21 protein-coding genes and 1 riboswitch are annotated in these 22,146 nt (G+C 53.8%); of the genes, 20 read left to right on the forward strand and 1 reads right to left on the reverse strand.

The window, feature by feature from the left end; genetic code table 11:
* The first annotated feature begins 60 nt into the window (after positions 1–60).
* From NSS79_RS08000 to NSS79_RS08045, 10 genes are all read left to right on the forward strand, one after another.
* Positions 61–945: a sugar ABC transporter permease gene (locus NSS79_RS08000; protein ID WP_342438941.1), complete on the forward strand. Its 885-nt coding sequence runs from the start codon at positions 61–63 to the stop codon at positions 943–945.
* Entirely contained in the window at positions 942–1,769 is an 828-nt protein-coding gene (locus NSS79_RS08005) for a carbohydrate ABC transporter permease (RefSeq protein WP_342438942.1), read from the forward strand. Before NSS79_RS08000 ends, NSS79_RS08005 begins: the two co-directional genes overlap by 4 nt.
* A 21-nt stretch (positions 1,770–1,790) precedes the next feature.
* Complete coding sequence (locus NSS79_RS08010; protein WP_342438943.1) at positions 1,791–3,803, forward strand: beta-galactosidase; 2,013 nt, start codon at positions 1,791–1,793, stop codon at positions 3,801–3,803.
* 79 nt (positions 3,804–3,882) lie between these two features.
* Positions 3,883–3,990, forward strand: a riboswitch (guanidine-I (ykkC/yxkD leader).
* Positions 3,991–4,079: 89 nt separating this feature from the next.
* Positions 4,080–4,430: a multidrug efflux SMR transporter gene (locus NSS79_RS08015; protein ID WP_342438944.1), complete on the forward strand. Its 351-nt coding sequence runs from the start codon at positions 4,080–4,082 to the stop codon at positions 4,428–4,430.
* Position 4,431: 1 nt separating this feature from the next.
* The gene (locus NSS79_RS08020; protein ID WP_038587851.1) at positions 4,432–4,746 is read left to right on the forward strand and encodes a multidrug efflux SMR transporter; all 315 of its coding nucleotides are present in this window, start codon (positions 4,432–4,434) and stop codon (positions 4,744–4,746) included.
* A gap of 107 nt (positions 4,747–4,853) precedes the next feature.
* A complete protein-coding gene (locus NSS79_RS08025) occupies positions 4,854–5,717 on the forward strand; it encodes an aldo/keto reductase (protein ID WP_342438945.1) in 864 nt (287 codons plus the stop codon).
* 389 nt (positions 5,718–6,106) lie between these two features.
* Positions 6,107–7,555 (forward strand): PTS mannitol transporter subunit IICBA, encoded by a 1,449-nt coding sequence (locus tag NSS79_RS08030; RefSeq protein WP_342438946.1) that lies wholly within the window; start codon positions 6,107–6,109, stop codon positions 7,553–7,555.
* A 96-nt stretch (positions 7,556–7,651) separates the two neighbouring features.
* A complete protein-coding gene (locus tag NSS79_RS08035; RefSeq protein ID WP_342438947.1) occupies positions 7,652–9,718 on the forward strand; it encodes a BglG family transcription antiterminator in 2,067 nt (688 codons plus the stop codon).
* 16 nt (positions 9,719–9,734) lie between these two features.
* Complete coding sequence (locus NSS79_RS08040) at positions 9,735–10,169, forward strand: PTS sugar transporter subunit IIA (protein WP_342438948.1); 435 nt, start codon at positions 9,735–9,737, stop codon at positions 10,167–10,169.
* Positions 10,169–11,314 carry a mannitol-1-phosphate 5-dehydrogenase gene (locus NSS79_RS08045; protein WP_342440320.1) on the forward strand — a complete coding sequence of 382 codons (1,146 nt, stop codon included), beginning with the start codon at positions 10,169–10,171 and terminating at the stop codon, positions 11,312–11,314. Before NSS79_RS08040 ends, NSS79_RS08045 begins: the two co-directional genes overlap by 1 nt.
* Positions 11,315–11,381: 67 nt before the next feature.
* On the opposite strand, the gene NSS79_RS08050 is transcribed toward NSS79_RS08045, so the two are convergent.
* Positions 11,382–12,455 (reverse strand): M42 family metallopeptidase, encoded by a 1,074-nt coding sequence (locus NSS79_RS08050; protein ID WP_342438949.1) that lies wholly within the window; start codon positions 12,453–12,455, stop codon positions 11,382–11,384.
* Between the two features lie 73 nt (positions 12,456–12,528).
* Here NSS79_RS08050 and NSS79_RS08055 point away from each other — a divergent pair, with 73 nt between their 5' ends.
* The 10 genes from NSS79_RS08055 (at position 12,529) to aroE (ending at position 22,144) form a co-directional block, all read left to right on the forward strand.
* On the forward strand, positions 12,529–12,660 hold the full coding sequence (locus NSS79_RS08055) for a hypothetical protein (protein ID WP_342438950.1): 132 nt from the start codon (positions 12,529–12,531) through the stop codon (positions 12,658–12,660).
* Positions 12,661–12,960: 300 nt separating this feature from the next.
* On the forward strand, positions 12,961–13,413 hold the full coding sequence (spoVAC, locus tag NSS79_RS08060) for a stage V sporulation protein AC (protein WP_342440321.1): 453 nt from the start codon (positions 12,961–12,963) through the stop codon (positions 13,411–13,413).
* Positions 13,410–14,444, forward strand: a complete 1,035-nt coding sequence (gene spoVAD, locus NSS79_RS08065; protein WP_342438951.1) for a stage V sporulation protein AD — start codon at positions 13,410–13,412, stop codon at positions 14,442–14,444. The genes spoVAC and spoVAD overlap by 4 nt, the downstream gene beginning before the upstream one ends.
* The gene (spoVAE, locus tag NSS79_RS08070; RefSeq protein WP_342440322.1) at positions 14,444–14,800 is read left to right on the forward strand and encodes a stage V sporulation protein AE; all 357 of its coding nucleotides are present in this window, start codon (positions 14,444–14,446) and stop codon (positions 14,798–14,800) included. Before spoVAD ends, spoVAE begins: the two co-directional genes overlap by 1 nt.
* A 256-nt stretch (positions 14,801–15,056) precedes the next feature.
* Positions 15,057–16,013, forward strand: coding sequence for a MoxR family ATPase (locus NSS79_RS08075; protein ID WP_038587881.1), 957 nt, complete (start codon positions 15,057–15,059; stop codon positions 16,011–16,013).
* A gap of 2 nt (positions 16,014–16,015) precedes the next feature.
* Positions 16,016–17,263: a DUF58 domain-containing protein gene (locus tag NSS79_RS08080; protein WP_342440323.1), complete on the forward strand. Its 1,248-nt coding sequence runs from the start codon at positions 16,016–16,018 to the stop codon at positions 17,261–17,263.
* Positions 17,260–19,494, forward strand: coding sequence for a transglutaminase-like domain-containing protein (locus tag NSS79_RS08085; protein ID WP_342438952.1), 2,235 nt, complete (start codon positions 17,260–17,262; stop codon positions 19,492–19,494). Before NSS79_RS08080 ends, NSS79_RS08085 begins: the two co-directional genes overlap by 4 nt.
* A gap of 87 nt (positions 19,495–19,581) precedes the next feature.
* Positions 19,582–20,109, forward strand: a complete 528-nt coding sequence (locus NSS79_RS08090) for a YqeG family HAD IIIA-type phosphatase (RefSeq protein WP_038587886.1) — start codon at positions 19,582–19,584, stop codon at positions 20,107–20,109.
* Entirely contained in the window at positions 20,106–21,233 is a 1,128-nt protein-coding gene (gene yqeH, locus NSS79_RS08095; RefSeq protein ID WP_038587889.1) for a ribosome biogenesis GTPase YqeH, read from the forward strand. Before NSS79_RS08090 ends, yqeH begins: the two co-directional genes overlap by 4 nt.
* A 20-nt stretch (positions 21,234–21,253) precedes the next feature.
* Entirely contained in the window at positions 21,254–22,144 is an 891-nt protein-coding gene (gene aroE, locus NSS79_RS08100; RefSeq protein WP_342438953.1) for a shikimate dehydrogenase, read from the forward strand.
* Positions 22,145–22,146 lie beyond the last annotated feature (2 nt).

A 22,146-nucleotide genomic window follows, 5' to 3' on the forward strand; every position in this document is an offset into this window, starting at 1 on the left:
TGGCCCTCCTTCCTCCATCCTGTTTGCTTTGCACACCACAGAGGGAGAGGGGCGGATACTATGCCGGTCAAGCGCTATAAAAGTGTTGTTTCGCTGCTTGCTTTCGTTGCACCCGCATTTATCATTTATTCATTGTTTCTGCTGATTCCGACCATCGGCGGCATGTACTACAGCTTCACGGACTGGAACGGGCTGAACCGCGACTATTCTTTTATCGGCCTCGGCAATTTCATTGAAGCGCTGCGCGAGGACCCGGATTTCGTACACGCCTTGCTCTTTACACTGAAATACGTGCTGTTCATGATCGTATTGCAAAATGTATTCGCACTTGTGCTTGCCGTGTTCATTGAGACAAAAACAAGAACCAAAGGTTTTTTCCGGACGATCTTCTTCATGCCGAATATGATCAGCACCATCATCAGCGCTTTTATGTGGACCTTCGTGTTCTCCCAAGTGCTGCAACAGCTTGCCGAGAAGACGGCAGCGTCCTTCCTGGACCAGCTGTGGATCGGAGATCCCAGCGTTTCTTTCTATTCGATCATTATCGTATCGCTGTGGAATGGCGTCGGCTATATGATGATTATATATTTGGCCGCCCTGCAGGGGGTGCCGCAAAGCCTGAAGGAAGCTGCCGTCATTGACGGGGCCAGCCCGTTCCAGACGTTCCGCAAGGTGACGATGCCGATGATTACGCATGCGGTTACGATCTGTTTTTTCCTTACGCTGAACGGGGCATTCAAGGTATTTGAGGTAGTATACGGGCTTACCGGCGGCGGTCCGGGACGCAGTACACAGGTCATTACGATGAATATCTACGAAGAGGCGTTCTCCAACAACTTCCGTTACGGGTATGCCAGCGCCAAATCGGTGATTCTGTTCGTAATTATCCTGCTCTTCACCTTTATCCAGATCGGTGTCATGAAGAGAAAAGAGGTGGAAGCATGAGACTGAGAAAGGGAGCCAACCTATTCATCACGCTGTTTCTCGGTATCGGCGCTGTCATGTCCTTTTTCCCGATTTATCTGGCGATTATCAATTCCGTGAAAACCCAAGGCGAGATGTTCGCTTCCTTCACGGCGCTGCCGACCAAGCTGCACTTTGAGAACTACAGCCAGGCTTTTAGCAAAATCAACCTGCTGAGCAGCACCCTGAACTCGGTTATTGTCTCGGTCATCGGTATTGGAGGCATCATTTTCTGCGCTGCCCTGGCCGGCTACAAGCTGTCCCGGACCTCCGGCAGACTTAGCGCGGCGCTCTTCTCGCTATTCATTGCTTCCATGCTGGTACCGTTTCATTCGATTATGATTCCGCTTACACGGATGGCCAAAGCACTGCATGTCAGCGGCAGCACCTACGGCCTTGCTGTGATCTACATTGGTCTTGGAGTGAACATGGCGATCTTCCTGTACCACGGCTTTGTGAAGTCGATCCCCCGCGAGCTGGAGGAAGCGGCACGGATTGACGGCTGCGGCGAGTTCCAGACCTTCTTCCGCATCATCTTTCCGCTCTTGCTGCCGATTACGGTAACCATTGCGATTCTGGACTTCCTGTGGATCTGGAATGACTTCCTGCTGCCGCTGCTGATGCTCACCGACTCTACCAAATATACGCTGATTCTATCGACCAACACTCTGTTCGGAGAGTACAATAAGGAGTGGTCGCTGATTCTGGCGGCGCTGGTGCTGACTGCGCTTCCTGTGATCGTTATCTATGGATTCTTCCAAAAGTTTATTATGCAGGGCATTGCCGAAGGGGCAATAAAAGGCTAAAGCGAGAGGAGCAACAGAGTAATGAGTCAATTACGTTACGGCGTCGCCTACTACGATGAATATATGCCTTATGAGAGGCTGAATGAGGATATTGCTATGATGCTGGAGGCCGGGATCAATACCGTCCGCATCGCCGAATCGACCTGGAGCACGCATGAGCCGCAGAACGGGATATTCGACTTCACTTCCGTCGACCGGGTGCTGGATGCGATGCATGCCGCAGGAATCTCCGTGATTGTCGGGACCCCAACCTATGCCGTTCCCACATGGCTGGTCAAGGAGCATCCCGGAGTGCTGGCTGTAACGGCGGACGGTCCCGGCCGGTATGGCGCACGGCAGATCATGGATATAACGAACCCGGTCTACCTGTTCCATGCGGAGCGGATCATCCGCAAGCTGATCGGCAGGGTCAGCAAGCATCCGGCGGTGATTGGCTACCAGACGGACAACGAGACGAAGCACTACGGGACAGCCGGAGAGAATGTGCAGCTGCTGTTTGTTAAGCATATGCGGCAGAAGTATGGAACACTGGATGAGATCAATGACCGGTTCGGGCTGGATTACTGGAGCAACCGGATTAACAGCTGGGAGGACTTTCCGTCCGCTGTCGGTACGATCAACGGCAGCCTGGGTGCGGAATTCGCCCGTTTCCAGCGCGGTCTGGTGACGGCATTTCTTGCCTGGCAGGTGTCGCTGGTGAACGAGTACAAGCAGCCGGGACAATTCGTCACACAGAATTTTGATTTTGAATGGCGCGGCTATTCGTATGGCGTACAGCCATCCGTGGATCATTTTGCCGCAGCTGAAGCCTTCGACATCGCCGGAGTGGATATTTACCATCCCTCGCAGCAAGAGCTGACCGGAACGGAAATCTCCTTCGGAGGGGATATCGCCCGTTCCCTGAAGCGCAGCAATTATCTTGTGCTGGAGACACAGGCCCAAGCGTTTCCCCACTGGACACCCTATCCGGGCCAGCTGCAGCTCCAGGCCTTCAGCCATCTCGCCTCCGGGGCAAATATGGTGGCTTACTGGCATTGGCATTCCATTCATAATTCGTTTGAGACCTACTGGAAGGGGCTGCTCAGCCACGACTTCAAGCCGAATCCGGTATACAACGAGGCCAAGACTATCGGCCGGGATTTTGCCCGCTTAAGTCAGGCGCTGGTGGACCTGCGCAAGGATAACAAGGTCGCGGTAATGGTCAGCAATGAAGCCCTGACTGCGATGGAATGGTTCAAGCTGCCGGATGGCAGGAACTACAATGATGTGGTTCGCTGGCTTTACGATGAGCTGTACCGGATGAATATCGAATGCGACTTCATTCAGCCCGGCTGTACCGGGCTTTCAAGATATAGTCTCATCATTGTTCCCGCACTTTATGCCGTTCCGGATGAAGCGCTGCTGCGCTTAAATGAATATGTGCGCGAGGGAGGCCACGCCGTCTATTCCTTCAAATCCGGCTTCGCGGATGAAGATCTCAAAGTGCGCACGGCAGAGCAGCCCGGGATCATCAGCGAGGCCTGCGGAATCAGCTACAGCATGTTTGTGACTCCGCATGAGGTGACACTGCGCAGCGAAGCTCTGGATACCGGTGCGGCAGATCCTGCGGTGAATACATGGATGGAGCTGATTACACCGGATACGGCGGAGGTGCTGCTCCGCTATGAGCATCCCCATTGGGGCGAATATGCGGCCGTCACCCGCAACAGGTTCGGAAACGGTACGGCAACCTATATCGGCTGCATGACAAGCAGCGGGCTGGCGGGCAGCATCCTGAAATCCGCTGCCCAGGAGGCCGGATTATGGGGGCCCGATCAGGAGCTGGCTTTTCCGCTGATTGTGAAGACTGGAGTGAACCGGCAGCAGCAGAGGGTGCGCTATTATTTCAATTACAGCGATGAACCGGTATCTATGGTGTACCGGCATGGTGCGGCGGCAGAGCTTTTGTCGGGAAGAGAGGTTCAACCTGAGGGGAAACTTGAGCTTGAGCCTTGGGGTGTGCGCATCCTGCTGGAGCATTCAAGCGGACAATGAGACCGGAAGCGGCCCCGGGAATAATAGAGGGTTGCTTTTATCGGCGGTATTTGCTAACATACAATGTAACTTAATCAGTTGTTCTGTTTTCTAGGGTTCCGCAGCTGCTACAGGCTGGTCTGGTCCGAGGGAAAACGCATGTACTGCGATGTACATGTCTACACGGAGGGATAAAAGCCCGGGAGGTATCGTCAATTAGACGATGACCTTCCGGGCTTATTTTGTTTCCGCGGTCAAGAGGTTTGTACCATAACTTATTTAGGGGAAGAGGAGGGAATGGCAGTGAATAACAGTATGGCATGGGTTAAGATCGCAGGCGCTGCCTGCTTCGAGGTCGTGTGGGTCATCGGGCTCAAGCACGCTTCGGCTCCGTGGGAGTGGCTCGTTACGGTAGTGGCCATTATCATCAGTTTTTATACGATCATCTCGGCGAGCAGCAAGCTGCCCGTAGGTACGGTCTATTCTGTATTTGTGGGACTCGGCACAGCCGGGACCGTCCTGGCGGATATCCTCTGGTTCGGTGAGCCGTTCAAGCCGCTGAAGCTGGTGCTGGTCTTGATTCTGCTGGCGGGTGTTATCGGGCTGAAGCTTGTGAGCGGTGAATCTAAAGAGAAGGGAGTGTCCTAAAATGGCCTGGTTAATGCTGATTGCTGCCGGCTGCTGTGAAATGTTCGGGGTGGCGATGATAGGCAAGCTGCACCGGGACCGCAATTGGCAGGCGATTGCCCTGCTGGTCCTCGGATTCGGAGGCAGCTTTCTGCTGCTGTCGCTCGCCATGGAAAGTCTCCCGATGGGCACGGCCTATGCGGTATGGACAGGAATTGGTGCTTCCGGAGGTGCGATACTGGGCATGCTCCTGTATGGTGAAGCCCGGGATCTGCGGCGGATCATCTGTATTGTGGTGATTCTCGGAGCTGCCGTCGGTTTGAAAATGGTAGGCTGACGACGCTGAGATGTTAAAGAAATAGACACCTGTACGATGTTTCGAATGATGTAACATGGTAAGTATAGTAAGTAGTACTTAATCCATCGTATAAGGAGACTTCCACTATGAATGAAAATATCCCCGGGCGGATTAAACTTCCGGACGGAACAGACTTGCCGAGAATCGGACAGGGAACCTGGTGTATGGGTGATGATGCTTCCAGACGTTCCGAGGAGATAGCTGCCCTGAGGCATGGGGTAGAGTTGGGCCTTAGTGTGATAGATACGGCAGAAATGTACGGGGACGGCCGCTCGGAAGAGCTTGTCGGCGAAGCGATCCGGGGAATCCGCGACAGCGTATTTCTGGTCTCCAAGGTCTATCCGCAAAACGCAGGCAAGAATCAGCTGGCCCGCAGCTGTGAGGACAGTCTGAAGCGGCTCGGTACGGATCATCTGGATCTATATCTGCTGCACTGGCGCGGGAAGATTCCGCTGGAGGAGACGGTGGAAGGCATGGAGGAACTGGTGGCCGCCGGAAAAATAGCCCGCTGGGGCGTGTCCAATCTGGACACGGACGATATGCGGGAATTGCTGCGCATCCCCGGAGGCAACCGCTGCGCTGTTAATCAGGTCCTCTACCACCTGGGCTCCAGAGGTATTGAGCATGAGCTGCTGTCCTGGCAGCGGAGCCACAAAATACCCGTAATGGCCTACTCTCCGCTGGCACAGGCAGGCACCTTGAGAAAAGGGCTGACGGAGAATGCTGCAGTGCAGGAGGTTGCCCTTAGACATGGAGCGACACCGCTGCAAATTCTGCTGGCCTGGAGCATCCGGGAAGGCGACGTAATCGCTATTCCCAAAGCATCGACTCCGCGGCATGTGGCCGAGAACGCGGCAGCAGGGGAAATCAAGCTCAGTACCGATGAGCTGTGGCAGCTGGATGAGGCTTTTCCGCAGCCCGCCTGGAGAGTTCCGCTGGATATGATCTGAAACTTTTAAAGGTTAGAAATAACGGAGTGGAAATTTAAATAAAGCACACCCTAAACGGGAGTCTTGCAGCCAATGCAGACTTCCGTTTTTTTGTAAATATAAGGATGTTTAGGATTCGCGCCATAAATTATTTTTGTTTTTGCTAAAGAAACGGACCTCATCCCATAGGGATGGGAGGGCCGTTTTTTCTTGTGTCCATAAGCCGGATGCATGTCCAAAAGCCTGTGGCAACAGCTCTTAAATGTTGTCAACAACGTTCATGACGAAACCGTGTTTTCAATTTAATGACAAAGAAAGCGCTTTGATTTACGCTGTGTGCATAAGGGATATCCTTTAAAGAAAGCTTAAACAAAGGCATCCCATTTAATTTCATTAAGGGGGCATTTTAAATGGCCACAACGGCAACAACGCAAACTTCATCCGGGGGTACAAGGGTGAGAGTTCAACAATTCGGCCGCATGCTCAGCGGTATGGTTATGCCGAATATCGGCGCTTTTATCGCATGGGGTTTAATCACGGCTTTATTCATTCCAAAGGGCTGGTTTCCAAATGAAAGCCTTGCAGCTTTAGTAGATCCAATGATCAAATTTCTGCTTCCGCTGCTCATCGGGTATACAGGCGGACAGATGGTACACGGCAAACGCGGCGGTGTTATCGGGGCAGTAGTCACAATGGGGGTTATCGTCGGTTCTTCTATTCCGATGTTCCTCGGCGCCATGATTGTCGGACCGCTGGCCGGCTGGGTCCTGAAGCAATTCGACCGTGCGGTTGACGGCAAGATCAAAGCCGGGTTCGAAATGCTAGTCAACAACTTCTCGCTCGGCATCATCGGCGGCGGCTTGTCCATTGCTGCGCTGAAGGGAATCGGACCTCTGGTCGAAGGCTTGACCAACATCCTTTCGAGTGGTGTGGAGTTTCTGGTCAATCATAACCTGCTGCCGCTCGTCAACCTCATCATTGAGCCTGCAAAAGTATTGTTCCTGAACAATGCAATCAACCACGGCGTACTCGGACCGATTGCGCTGGAAGAATCACAGAGACTGGGACAATCGGTACTGTTCATGCTGGAATCGAATCCGGGACCAGGGCTGGGTATCCTGCTTGCTTACTGGCTGGTAGGACGCGGTTCGGCGAAGGCTTCCGCACCGGGAGCGGTTATCATTCACTTCCTGGGGGGTATTCATGAAATTTACTTCCCGTACATTCTGATGAATCCACGTCTGATCCTGGCTGTTATCGGTGGCGGCATGTCTGGAACGTTCACATTGCAATTGCTGGGCGCAGGTCTGGTAGCTTCTCCATCGCCAGGCAGTATCTTTGCTTACTTCGCCATGACACCTAAGGGTGGGTATGTGCCAATGCTTGCCGGTGTCATTGTTGCCACAGCCGTATCCTTCGTGCTGGCTACACTGCTCCTTAAGACCGTGAAGAAGAACAACGAAGAAGAGATGGATCTGGAAGAAGCTGCGGCAAAATTGAAAAACATGAAGTCGGCAGGGACTGCAGCGCAAACTGCTGCTGCTGCCGCAACTGTAACTACAGCGGCAAATGTCCGCGGCAAGGCTGATGTGAACAAAATCGTCTTCGCTTGTGATGCAGGTATGGGGTCCAGCGCGATGGGCGCATCCGTGCTAAGAAAAAAACTGCAGGCTGCCGGAGTCAATATTACGGTTGTCAATTCCGCAGTCAGCGAAATTCCTGCGGATGCTGATATCGTGGTTACCCAGAAAACGCTGACGGACCGGGCGATTGCCAGCAATCCGAAAGCAGAGCATATCTCCATCGACAATTTCCTGAAGAGCCCTAAATATGACGAGCTTGTGGAACGTTTAAAGTAAGTGGAACAAGCACAGAAAGGATGTATAACGCTAACTCAGGAGACGCTGGCCCGCAAAGCCGGCGTTTGTCTCCATTTAGGGCGGGGGTACACGGTTATGAGAAAAGTTACCGCGAGGCAGCGTCAAATCATCTGGCTTCTCTTAGGGGTCAGTGAAGAGATTACTGCCGCCGAAATCGCCGAGAGCACCGGTGTGAGTGTAAGAACGGTTCACCGGGAGATGGAGGACATCGAGATCACCCTGGCGGATTTCGGTCTGGATTTGATCCGGAAATCAGGAAAAGGGATTCAGCTGAGCGGCCCGGCGGCCGGTCTTGCCGAGCTGCGCCTGTTTTTGCGGGAAGAGAAGCCAGCGGAACATTCCAGCGAGGACCGCAAGGTGTATGAGCTCTGCTCCTTGCTGGAGGCAGAAGAGCCGGTGAAGCTGTTCACACTGGCCCACTGGCTCAAAGTTACGGTGGCTACTGTGAGTTATGACTTGGATGAACTGGAGCCCTGGGTCCGCAAGTTCGGCCTGCAGCTGGTCCGCAGGCGGGGTTACGGCGTTGAGATTACCGGCAGCGAGATTGACAAGCGCAGGGCGATTGGCCGGCTGGCCGCCGAGCATCTGGATCTTTCAGATCTAGTGGGGCATAATCCGCAGCCCGCGAGCAGTCCGGTCTTCCGGATTCTACTGGATACGGTAGGCAAAACCAATCTGATGGACGTGGAGAACACGCTATGGGATATGGAATGGAAATGGACGGCGGAGCTGCCGGAGATCGTTTATATGGAAATGCTGCTTGGCCTCGCTGTAACCACCAGACGGATTGAGATTAGCCGGAGTATCGACAACGGCGGTGAAGCGGGATATCCCCGTATGCCCAACCATCGCCATATTGCCGCCGCCGAGCAATTTGGGCAGCGGCTGGGTCAGGCGCTGGGAGCTGAGATTCCGCGGGCAGAGATTCTATATATAGCCGGTCTGTTCGACAGGGTCCAGGAATCATTCTCTTCAGCCGGATTCGCCTCCGGTGACATTGAGCTGATGGAGATTGTATATAAGCTGACGGAAAGCGTTGTCAAACGGACCGGAGTTCCGTTTCAAAGCGACCGCTCCCTGCGGGAAGGGTTGCTGGAGCATATGGATCCGGCCTTCAAGCGGCTCCGGGAGGGAACCCGTATCCGCAATCCGCTGCTGGGTCCCATCCGTAAGGATTATGAATATTTGTTCCAGATTGTGAGGGCCGCGGTGGAGGAGCTGGAGCTGGAACTGGACATCCCCGATGAGGAAATCGGATTTCTGGTCATGCATTTCGGCGCTTCTGTCGAACGTCTGAATCAGCTCAGGCGGGGCGTCCGGGCAATTCTGGTCTGCGCCAGCGGTCTCAGTTCTTCCCGGCTGCTGGCTACCCGGCTGGCCAAAGAAATGCCGCAGATTGAAATTCTCGGCAATATTTCCTGGTACGAAGCGGCGAGGCTGCCTGAGGTTGACTACGATCTGATTATTTCAACGATTGATCTGCCGCTCGACAAAGACCGCTATATCAAAATCAGTCCTCTGTTGACGGGGGAAGAAATAGAAAAACTGCTGAGTTATATCCAGAACACCACGCTGAGAGAACGGGAGGACGTTCCGCAAGGCGAATACGACAGAACAGCGCGTGAAGAGCATTCCCTGGAGCGGTTGAAAAGCTACCAGGGCATGCTGGATGAAACGGTCAGCCTGCTGGAGCGGTTCCGCTTCTATCCGCTTGATAACAGCGGGATAACGCTGCCCGCAACGATTTCGGCGATGCTCGATTTTCTGGATGGCAGCGGGGTGGTCGGCGATGCAGATATCCTGCTGGAGCGGCTGCTGGAACGGGAAAGGATGGCCAGCCAGGTCATTCCGGACACTGGGCTTGCGCTGTTTCATGCAAGAAGCAGCCACATCCTGATGTCTTCCCTGACACTGTACCGTCTGCGCCAGCCGGTTGTTCTGGATGGGGATACCGAGGTCAGGGTCATTCTGCTGATGCTTGCACCGCGCAAGCTGTCCAAGGAAAGCCTGGAAGTGCTGAGTGAAATCAGTGCAATGCTGCTTAATTCCGAGCTGGTGAAGCTGCTAGAGGAGCGTACGGAGTCCGAGATCAGGCGATATCTGTCGTCAGAGCTGCTGCGTTTTTTCGAAAATAAAATGTGAAAGCGAGAGAAACCATATGAGTATACTGTCAGAGAATAAAGTGATTATGAACGGTGCTGCCAAAGATAAATACGAGGCGATCACCATGGCCGGAAAGCTGCTTGTGGATGCCGGACATGTAACGGAAGAATATGTGCCGAAGATGCTGGAGCGCGAAGAGGTCGTTTCCACTTATATGGGCGAAGGACTGGCCATTCCCCACGGAACCAAAGAAGCCAGACCCTTCATTAAATCTACCGGATTATCCATTATCCGCTTTCCAGAGGGTGTTGATTTTGGCGGTGATGAGCCGGCCTTTGTTGTGATTGGCATTGCAGCGGCAGGTGACGGGCACATGGAGATATTGACGAATGTGGCAATGATCTTCTCGGAAGAGGATGCCATTGGGCGGGTCATGAATGCGCCAACCCCGGCCGATGTGATCGCCATCTTTGAAGGAGGCCTGGAATGATGAAGGCTGTTCATTTCGGTGCCGGCAATATCGGCAGAGGTTTTATCGGTCTGCTTCTGTCGCAGGCAGGTTATGAGGTCACCTTTGTCGATGTGAATGAAACCTTCGTCACACAGCTTCAAGAACGCGGGGAATATCCGGTGACGCTGGCAAGCGAGGGTCAGGAAACGGTGATCGTGAAGAACGTGACTGCATTAAGCAGTGTAACCCATGCCGAAGAAGTTGCGGCGGCCATTGCCGGAGCGGATCTTGTTACGACAGCGATCGGAGTATCCATCCTGAAGCATATTGCAGGGGTGCTGGCTGAGGGGATCGGCAGACGGCTTGCGGGTTCCACCGCTCCGCTGCATGTCATCGCCTGCGAGAATGCCATCGGCGGCAGTGCGCAATTGAAAGAGCTCGTATATGCCAAGCTGGATTCAGAAGTCCGGGTCAAAGCGGATATATCCGTAGCTTTTCCGAACGCGGCTGTAGACCGGATTGTTCCCTTGCAGCAGCATGAGGATATCCTCAAGGTAGTGGTAGAGCCATTCTATGAGTGGGTGGTAGACGCTTCTCAGATGCTTCCGGGTTACCGTCCGGTAGAAGGTATTCACTATGTAGATAATCTTGAACCTTATATTGAACGCAAATTGTTCACGGTGAATACCGGGCACTGCTCGGCAGCATATCTCGGGTACCTGCGCGGTTACGGGACGATCCAGCAAGCTATGGCGGATGAGGGTTTGACCGGGCTTGTCCGCGAAGTGCTGGAGGAGACAGGGACGGTGCTGGCTCAGAAGCACGGGTTCGACGCGGAGCAGCACAGCAAGTATATCGACAAAATACTGGAACGCTTCCGTAATCCGGCCCTGACGGATGAAGTTATCCGTGTAGGACGTTCACCGATCCGCAAGCTGTCGCCGAATGACCGGCTGGTATCGCCGGCGCTCCAGGCTTTTGACAGAGGGCTTGGATTCACGGCCCTGACCCGCTCTATGGCGGCAGCACTGCTGTTCAACGTGAGCGATGATCCGGAAGCGGTTGAGCTTCAGGCGGCTGTTATGGAGCTTGGTGCTGCAGCAGCCGTTACGAAATATACCGGCCTGGCTGCAGATCATGCGGTGCACCGGTCGGTGATGGCAGAGTATGACAAACTGAAATAACGATGCAGGGCATCATAAAGAGCCGCAGGGGAGATTCTATCCCCTGCGGCTCTTCGAGCATCATAGCTTAGCTGTTCTCAATAATGGTCTGCAGCGTCGTGCGGTCCAGTCCTTCTACGAGCTTGATCAGCAGCTCTTTGGCGGCATCATAATCATCACTGTGAATGATGGAAGAGGATGTGTGGATGTAGCGCGAGCAGATTCCAATTACTGTGGACGGCACGCCAATTCCGCTGACATGCACCTGCCCGGCATCGGTTCCGCCTTGGGAGACAAAATACTGGTATTTGATCCGGTGGGTATCTGCCGTATCCTGAACGTATTCGAGCAGGCCGCGGTGGGTAATCATCGTCGGATCGTAAATGCGCAGCAGCGCTCCTTGGCCCAACTGGCCGAAGGCCTGGCGGTCGCCGGTCATGTCGGCGGCGGCACTGGCATCCAGGCCGAAGAAGATGTCCGGCGACAGCAGGTTAGCTGCTGTGCGGGCACCGCGCAGGCCGACCTCTTCTTGAACTGTAGCGCCGGCAAATACGGTGTTTGGCAGTTTTTTGCCGTGCAGCGCTTTGACCAGCTCAATGGCAAGGCCTAAGCCATAGCGGTTGTCCCACGCTTTGGCCATGATTTTCTTCGGATTGGCCAGCGGGGTGAACGGGCAGATCGGCAGAATCTGCTGTCCCGGAGCTACGCCGTAGCTCTGTGCTTCTTCCCGGCTGTCCGCACCGATATCTATGTACATTCTGCGGATATCACCGGTTTTGTTACGTTCGTCTTCACTCAGCAGATGGATCGGCGTACTGCCGACAACACCCGTCAATGTACCCTTCGGGGTAATGATCTGCAGCCGCTGTGAGGCTACAGCGGAAGCCAGCCAGCCGCCGAGCGGCTGAAAGCGGATCATTCCGTTGTCGGTGATGCCGGTGACCATAAAGCCCACCTCGTCAAAATGACCGGCTACCATAATCTTGGGGCCGTTCTCTTCGCCGCGCAGCACACCGAACAGGCTGCCTAGCCGGTCCTGGACGAACTCTTCGGTATACGGTGTCATAGCATCCTGGACATAGGCACGCAACTCGCGCTCAAAGCCCGGAGCTGCGGGGAATTCAGTCAATGTTTTGAACAGATTAGTCGTTTCTTGATTCATATACATATCGCTCCTTTACTATTGTCTAGTATGAACATTGTCGCGCTACTTGTCCATGTCTGCAAAGGGGGAAATGAACACTGGGCGCCGCCTTTGCGAATATTATGCAGTAGTGGCTCTGCAGGCAGGAGCCGGGAAAGGAAGCGAGGAAGATGAGGGTGGCTGGGAGCAGGTCCGCGGACAACCCGCAGGGCTACTGCGGTAAAGTGAATGCCCGTGGGGTGCCGAAAAGATACCTCCGCCGGTATGGGCCGGAGCGTAATGCAGTGCTGATTTTGATTCTGTTTATACTGCTGATTGTAATACTGTTGTATTTTACCTGAGCTGGGGAGACATAACGAAGCCGCTTACGGCGAACAATAAGGAAAAACTTCTAAGCGAAGAAAAGTCCGAGGGGAAATGTCCGCACTCACTGGTCCAGCCCTCCCCTCGCATACATTCCAGGAGGTGTCCTCATTTGCCGGCCAAAACTAGAAAGTCCGGTGTCAAGCTTCGGCTTGACACCATGACCCCACAGGATTATGAGAAATTGTCCAAGCCGTATGTGCCCAGCCGCCCTGTGTTCAAAAACTGCATCCGGGCTTTTCTGTCCGGAGGGTTGATCTGCGTAATCGGACAAGGCATCCAGGAGGCTTTTATGGCGATATTCGATATGACCTCCAGGGAAGCCTCAAGCCCTACCGTTGCGGTTCTGATCCTTATCTCCGTCATCCTGACAAGCTTCGGTGTATATGACAAATTGGCCCAATGGTCAGGAGCAGGCACTGCTGTTCCCGTCACGGGTTTTGCCAACAGTATGTGCTCCGCAGCGCTTGAACACCGTGCCGAAGGTCTTGTGCTCGGAGTTGGCGGCAATATGTTCAAGCTGGCCGGTTCCGTCATTGTATTCGGTGTCGTCGCGGCCTTTGTGATCGGGGTAGTTTATGCCATTATGGGCTGGGGAGGTTCTCACTTATGAAGCAGCTTGGCAGCCAGACCTGGCAATTTACTACCCGTCCTGTCATTCTCGGTTCTTCCGCAGTAGTAGGGCCGGAAGAAGGGGAAGGCCCTTTGGTTTCCGATTTTGATTTTATCTATGACTCGCTCAAAATGGGCGAACAGACATGGGAGAAGGCAGAGCGAGCCCTTTTCGAAAAAGCATCCAAGCTGGCACTGATGCATGCGGGACTCGAGCAGGAGAAGCTGGAGTTTTTCGTCGGCGGGGATTTAATGAATCAGATTATCAGCAGCTCGTTTGCGGCGAGAAAGCTGGGTGTGCCTTATCTTGGCGTCTTTGGCGCATGTTCCACTTCCATGGAGAGTCTCGCCATCGCTTCGATGATTGTGGATTCCGGCGGGGGTAAATACGCGCTCGCGGGAACCTCCAGCCATAACTGTACCGTGGAGAAGCAATTCCGCTATCCAGTCGAATACGGCTCCCAAAAGCCGCCGACTGCCCAGTATACCGTAACCGGTTCGGGCTGTGCCATTGTCGGCCGCAATGACGGCTCCGCCGCAGGCCCCTATGTTGTGGCGGCAACCCTCGGACGCATTATGGATATGGGACTGACGGACCCTTTTAATATGGGCACAGCCATGGCTCCGGCCGCCGCGGATACGATAACTGCACATTTCCGCGATACGGGCTTGTCCCCCGGCCATTACGATTTAATTGTAACCGGCGATCTGGCTTCCGTCGGCCTGCCCATTGCCAAAGATCTCCTGGCCAAAGAAGGCATTCCCATGGAGCAGACGACATTTGATGACTGCGGGATGCTCATTTATAATCTCGACAAGCAGAAATATGTCATCGCCGGAGGGAGCGGTTGCGGCTGTTCGGCGGTTGTCACCTATGGACATATTCTCAAACGGATGAAAAAAGGCGAGCTGAAGCGGGTGCTGATTGTGGCAACCGGAGCGCTGCTTTCGCCGCTGTCCTATCAGCAGGGAGAAAGCATACCGTGCGTGGCTCATGCTGTAGCGCTGGAGAGCGGAGGTGAAGGAGCATGATGATTTATGTATGGGCATTTTTGATTGGAGGCGCCATCTGTGTCATCGGGCAGCTTATGTTCGATGTGCTGAAGCTGACACCCGCTCACACGATGAGTACGCTTGTCGTGTCTGGAGCGATCGCTGACGCGTTTGGACTGTATGACCCGCTGGTGAAATTTGCCGGAGCGGGGGCTAGCGTCCCTATTACCAGCTTTGGTAACTCGCTGGTGCACGGAGCACTAACGGAACTGGAGCGTGACGGCTGGATCGGCGTGGTGACGGGGATTTTCGATGTGACCAGTGCGGGGATTTCATCAGCTATTGTATTCTCATTTCTGGCAGCCGTGCTTGTACGGCCTAAGGGGACGCATTGATCAGCTGAAAACTATAGGTTTTCTTTTCAGGCCGCCACATTGGCGGTCTTTTTTTCGTCTGTCTGAATAGACAAACGGACTCGGTTTATAATCATTTCTATAGGAACAAAAATTTTCCTTCTATATAATAGAGAGATTTCCTTGTCCGTTGTTTGGTGTATCTTTAATTTCACGGGCTGCAATAATGTACTTTGGGACCCATAATCATGTAAAATATATGTATTACGCTTATTCTGACATAGGAGGTTTACTATATATGCCCGTACGTCAAGAATCAATTCACATCATGAAGGCTGTTCGCCATAATTTGGAATCCTGTATACTCGGCAAAACATTTGAAATAGAGCTGCTGCTTACGGCGCTGCTGGCCGGTGGGCATGTCCTGATCGAGGATGTTCCGGGAACGGGCAAAACCCAGCTCATTCGGGCGCTCTCCAGATCCATGTCCGGGGAGTACCGCCGGATTCAGTGCAATCCCGATATTCTCCCTAGTGATATAACGGGGGTATCGGTCTATCATCCGCGCGATGAGATGTTCCATTTCCGTCCTGGTCCCGTGATGACGAATATTCTGCTCGCCGACGAGATCAACCGTGCGACAACCAAGACGCAATCTGCGCTGCTTGAAGTAATGGAAGAACGGAATGTAACCGTCGACGGAGAGACGTATCCGCTGCCGCATCCGTTTATGCTCTGTGCGACTCAGAACCCGATTGATTTCGAAGGCACCTACACGCTGCCTGAAGCACAGCTTGACCGTTTCATGCTGCGTATCAGCCTTGGCTATCCCGATGCGGTTACCGAGAAGAATCTTCTGATGAGCCATCAGGAGGGACAGCCGGTGGACAGGCTTACCCCGGTAACAGGCATGGAACAAATTGCGGCTATCCAGGAAGAAATCCGCGAGATTTATATCAGCGATCCTGTCCTGAACTATTTGCTGGATATTGTCCGCCAGACCAGAGAGCATCCGCTAGTCCTGCTTGGTGCCAGCCCCCGTGCTTCGCTTTCATTCATGATGGCCTGCAAAGCCTATGCTTTCCTGCAGGAGCGCGATTATGTTCTTCCGGATGATGTGAAGATACTTGCCCCGTATGCGCTGGGACACCGCATTCTGCTGCGTCCGGAGTCGCGGCTGGACAATATCAGTGTAGATTCCTTGCTTCAGAAGCTGCTCCAGAGCATACATGTGCCTGTGACGATGAGGCAATAATGATGAAAAGGTATTTGTCCGGAGCGGCAGCTGTCATTCAGCCGGGGAAATTCGCCGGCATCCTTGCGATCTGGGGCATCACGCTGCTCTACGTACTGTTTCAGGGCGGCAAAACATCATTCATGCTGTTTATAATGGTATCTGTACTAATGATATATCTGATGATTGGAGGCTTAGGCGGAGTACGGCGGGCCAAAGGCACGCGCAGCCTGTATTCCGAACTGGACAAGCCTGATCTGCTCTATGCGGGCGGTTTTCTGCGGGTGAAACTGGACGTTACAATTCCGGGCTTTTTGCCTCTGCCGTATGTGGTGGTGAGAGAAATTCTGAAGCGCCATAACGGCGAATCCTGGGTATTTGAGGAGAGCATGGTTCCCAGCCTGAGAGGGCAGGGGGAACTGCTGTTTCAGACGCCGGCACTGGAGCGCGGCCGCTATACGTTCGAAGGAACGGATATCCTGAGTGAGGATATCTTTGGCCTGGTGGAGCATAAGGGCACCTTTATGGCCGAAGGGCAGTTCCGCGTATTGCCCCGTGCGGTATTCGTGCCGCGCTGGCAGCTCTATGAGCGGAAGTCACGGCTGGCGGGGCAGCAAGCCTCGCTGCTCCATTCCCGGAGAGAGACAACGCAGATCAACGGGGTTCGCGATTACGTCTATGGCGACCGGTTGACGAGAATCCACTGGAATGCCACCGCCAAGACGGGCAACTGGAAATCCAAGGAATTTGAGCATGAATCTGTACCCAAGACGATGATTGTGCTGGACGGCAGCGCCATGGTATATGCCGGCTCGAACCAGTTTGAGCTGGCGGTGTCCATTGCCGCCTCCCTGCTCGGCTTTGGGATCCGCGACCGGATCGGCATCGGGTTATGCTGTCTGGACAAGAACACCAAGATATTCATGCCTGCCGAGGGCGCTGCGGAGCGGCAGAAGATGATCCAATATTTGATTGACATTAATGCCGAAGGCCGGGGGCCGCTGGTTCCCAGGCTGGAAAAAGGACACCGTCTGTTTCCCAAAGGCTCCTATCTGGTGTTGATCAGTCCGCAGAGCGGACAGCCTGTACTGGATGTGATGCGCTGGGCGGAGAGCCGGGGAATGACGCCTTCCCATATTCATGTGCGCAATCCGGCAGCGGTCAACCGCGGCGGAGAATGGATAGATGTGCTGAAATCCCGCGGGGCAACCGGCTATAGCGTAAGTTCGCTTCATGAGCTGCCCTCAGTGCTCGGAGGTGATAAAGTATGATGAGACGCTGGTGGAGCGGGATGAAGTCCTCATGGCATTACTCCTTCAGCCTGCTGTGGCTGATGGTTATCGCCCTGCAATGGCTCACGTATACAGAACCCTTCTGGCTGAAGGCGACCACTGCCGCCGTACTGCTGACCTTGGCTGCGGCGGGGGTTATTGAAATTCTTTTACCTGTTAAACGGGGATACCGGCTGATTCTTGAAGTTTGCGCCATGCTATATTTCGTGTACAGGGTGATTCTGCGCTACGAACTCTATGTTCCTGATCCGTTGCTGCCTTCACTGCGCGACCGTCTGCCTGACATCGCCATAAATATGGTTCCATATCTATGGTTTGCTGCGGGTGCGCTGACCTTGCTGCTCCTGTCATCGTGGTGGGTCTCCTCCAAGACGCGGATTCTGCTGTTTATCACCACGAACATTGTAGCCTTTGCGGCACTGGATTCCTTCACTTCGGCCATACTCTGGCAGGAGGTCGCCTGGACGGTGTTCGCGGGGATGGGCTGGCTTGTTACCCAGCATTTGAGAAGCTTTCAATTGCATTATCCCCGCGGCTGGACCTATCTGCTGAAATGTCCTTTCAAGATCTTCATAAATATCGCCATTATTTTCTCCTTTGTCATTATTACAGGTGTGAACATGCCAGAGGTGCGGCCGACACTGACAGATCCTTATACCGCCTGGCATAAATGGAACGGCACCGGATTATCGGCAAGCTCCGGCACATCGGGAACAACAAATGCCGGAACCAGTGATGCTTCTGCAGGAAGGACTACTTCGGGTTATAGTATGAACGACGATAATCTGGGCGGGGGCTTTAACTATGATTATTCGCCAGTCATGACGGTGACCTCGGATATACGGTCCTACATGCGGGGGGAAACCCGCAGCGTATATTCCGGAAAAGGATGGAGTGATGACGACCGGCTTACACGCGGTCCGCTGTCCGGGGCAGCGGTAGGCAAAGAGCTGGACAGGGAACCCGGCTCCAAGGTGGAGACGCAGCCCCTGAAGCAGACGGTAAAGCTGCTTGGGAACATTGATTATCCGGTATTGTTCGGAGCCTATTCCATTGCGAAGGTTGATTCCATAGACGGCAAGGAACAGAGCAGCCGTTTATTATGGAGAAGCGCAGACAGCGAAATGCTGTGGGATACGGATGGGAACAGCGGAAACTATCCCCAGACTTACGTGCTTACTTCGGAGGTCCCTGTCGTATCCGTGCAGGAGCTGAGCAAACAGACCTTCGAGCAGCTGTACACCGGCCAGAATAATACGCAATACCTGCAACTGCCCGACAATTTTCCAGAGCGGGTCACAGAGCTGGCAGAGACAATAACCGCAAGCGCGAAGACCCCTTATGACAAAATTGTGCTGCTCCAGCAATATCTGCAGCAAACCTATCCATACTCGAATCAGCCGGATCTGTCACGCGGCAAAAGCAAGGATTTCGTGGAGAGCTTCCTGTTCGAGATTATGGAAGGCTACTGCGACTACTATTCCACCGCACTCGTGACCATGGCGCGTTCGCTGGATATTCCGGCACGCTGGGTCAAGGGATATGCACCCGGTGAACAGGCCCAGCTGCCGGACAGTCTGGCCCAGCAGGGATTATCCAATAATAATTATACGATTACGAATGCCGATGCCCATTCCTGGGCGGAAATCTATTACGGTGAATACGGCTGGATTCCGGTTGAAGCGACACCGGGCTTTAATGTGCCTCTTCTGACACAGAGCGAAGAGCCTGAGAGTAAGGAAGATATACAGCCGGAAGAGGATAAACCTGAGCCTGAACAAGAGGTGGCAGCTCCCGGCAAAACCGGTGGAAGCCTTCATGTAGGCGTCTGGGCCGTATCGGCCGCTGCGGCAGTGCTGCTGCTGTGGGGAGGTTATCTGCTCTGGCATTACCGCTTCAGTCTCCGGTTCCTGCTTGGGCGGCTGCGCAACGGCAAACCATTGTCTCCGGTGCAAAAAGTTGTGGCTGAAACCGAGCGGTGGGTAAAGTATGCCCGCAGAAAGGGCATGCTTAAAGAAGAGCACGAAACGCTTCGTGAATCGGTGGCCCGCTGGAGCCGTGAACGTCCGGCGGCTGCAGAAAGTCTGGCGTTGCTGCTGCAGATGTTTGAGAAGGCGAAGTACAGCCCGGATGTTATAGAAGACAAAGATTGGCGCAGCGTGTATACTGAAGCTTTGCGGCTGCACAGTCTCTTGAAATCAGATAAATAAACGTGGCAGTCCTAACATCGTCGCAGATTCATTTGCGAAGCGCAAAGAGTATGATATAGTTTTTCGTATGAAATCGAGGTGAACGTATTGTTTGAAAGGTTGGTTCCAAAACTCCGGGTGAATACGGTATTTGATATTGGGCTGGAAGAGCTGTACAGCCGGGGATACCGCGGTATCATTACGGATCTGGATAACACGCTAGTCGGCGCCAAAGCGCCTCTGGCCACTCCGGAGCTGCTGTTATGGTTCGAGAAGGTGAAAGAGCTGGGCTTCAAGCTGATCATTGTGTCGAACAATAACATGGACCGGGTGTCACGCTTTGCAACGCCGCTTAATATTGAATTTGTACATCAGGCCCGCAAGCCGATCAATACGCCTTTCGTGAAGGCGATGAAGCTGATGGATCTGAAGCCGGAACAGACGATCGTAGTTGGCGATCAGATGCTTACGGATGTATTCGGCGGCAACCGGCTCGGCCTGTATACGGTATTGGTGCTGCCCATCTCCGTGAAGGATGAAGGCATTGGAACAAGAATTAACCGCCGGATCGAGCAGATTGCCCTGACACGGCTTCGCAAGCAAGGATTGTGGCATGAGGAGGATAAACCCCAATGAATCAACAGAATGAAACACAGCGCCCTGTAAAATGCAGCGGCTGCGGTATTAAGCTGCAGACCGAAAAGAAGGATCTCCCGGGTTATATTCCGGAGGTTGCATTTGAACGGGAACCGGTTATCTGCCAGCGCTGTTTCCGCATCAAAAACTATAATGAAGCTTCTTCGGTATCCGTCGACCAGGATGAATTTCTTCACCTGCTCAGCGGAGTGGGCGAGAAGAACGCGCTTGTAGTGCATATTGTCGATCTCTTCGATTTCGAAGGCAGCCTGATTTCCGGCCTGCAGCGTTTCGTCGGCAATAATCCGGTTATTCTTGCAGTGAACAAATGTGATTTGCTGCCCAAGGTAACGAACTGGAACAAGCTGCGCAACTGGATGCAGCAGCGCTGCAAGGAGCATGGACTGCGGACTGCGGAGATTATACTCTGCAGCGCGAAGCGCAATCAAGGGTTCGAACGTCTGCTGGAAGCGGTGAATGAGCTTCGCGGACAGCGTGATGTCTATGTCGTAGGGGCAACCAACGTAGGTAAGTCTACGCTGATTAACCGGCTTATTTCCGATTACAGCGATCTCGAGCAGGAACTGACGACCTCGCGATATCCGGGAACGACTCTCGATACGGTCAAAATCCCGCTGGATGACGGTCACTATATCATTGATACTCCGGGAATTGTATATCCTTGGCGGTACAGTGAACTGGTGGAGCGCAAGGACCTCGGTGCCGTTATGCCGGAGAATCCGCTCAAACCTGCGGTATATCAGCTGAATGAAGGCCAGACGCTGTTCTTCGGCGGTCTGGGGCGTTTTGATTTCATTCAGGGTGCCCGGCAATCCTTCACCTGCTTCATCAGCACTACGCTCAAGATTCACCGTACGAAGCTGGAACGTGCGGATTCCCTGTATCAGGATCACCGCGGTGTGATGCTGGCTCCGCCGGTAACTGCCGACATGGACAAGCTGCCGCAGTGGCAGCGTCATGAATTCCGGATCAGCCGGGGCAGCCAGACCGATCTGTTCATCTCCGGCTTGGGCTGGATCAAGGTGAACGGAACCGAAGGTGCCGTTGTGGCAGTTCACGTTCCGCGCGGCGTGAAGGTGGTTACCCGCCCTTCGCTGATCTGACGAAGGGAGGGGCATTGCCTGTGACAATTGCAAACGGAAATGACAGAAATACGGATCTGCTGCTGGGGGTTATGGGTGATCCGATTGCCCAGTCCAAATCCCCGGTCATGCACGGGGCCGCGCTGAAAGCGCTGGGCATACAAGGGGCTTATGTCCCGCTGCATATTACCGGAGATCAGCTTGGCGATGCGGTGCAGGCCATCAAGACCCTCGGCTTTCGCGGAGTCAACGTAACCATACCGCATAAGGTTGCGGTGATGGAGTATCTGGACAAGCTGGATGAAAGTGCGGTTGCTGTCGGTGCAGTGAATACGATTGTTAATGACAACGGGGTGCTTACCGGATTCAATACGGACGGCATCGGTTATGTCCGTTCGCTGAAGGCGGAAGCGGTCCCTGATCTGTCCGGAACCCGTATTCTGGTAATCGGTGCCGGTGGTGCAGCGAGAGGAATTGTCAGCGCTTTGCTGGCAGAGAAGCCATATTCGGTTAAGATCGCTAACCGTACTGCCGGGAAGGCCGGGGAACTGGCGGCATTATTCCAGGGCCGGGGCAAGGTTGCCGGAGTGGGCATGGATGAAATCGCGGAAGCGGCTAAGGATGCGGGTATTATAATCAATACCACATCTGTCGGAATGTTTCCCCATCCGGATGACCTGCCGATGGATCCCGGACTGCTGCGTGAAGGAATGGTCGTAAGCGATCTTATCTACAATCCGCTGCGTACCCGGCTGCTGCTCGAGGGCTTGAAGCGGGGCTGCACAATCCATGGGGGTCTGGGAATGTTCGTATATCAGGGCGCCTATGCGCTGGAGTATTGGACAGGGCAGGCTGCACCTGTGGATATTATGCGGCAGACGATTATCGACTGCCTCGGCGGCAGTGCCAGTGAAATGGATCCGCAAGTTTAGGG

The organism is Paenibacillus sp. FSL L8-0436 (genome assembly GCF_038593025.1).
GTDB lineage: Bacteria > Bacillota > Bacilli > Paenibacillales > Paenibacillaceae > Paenibacillus_AQ.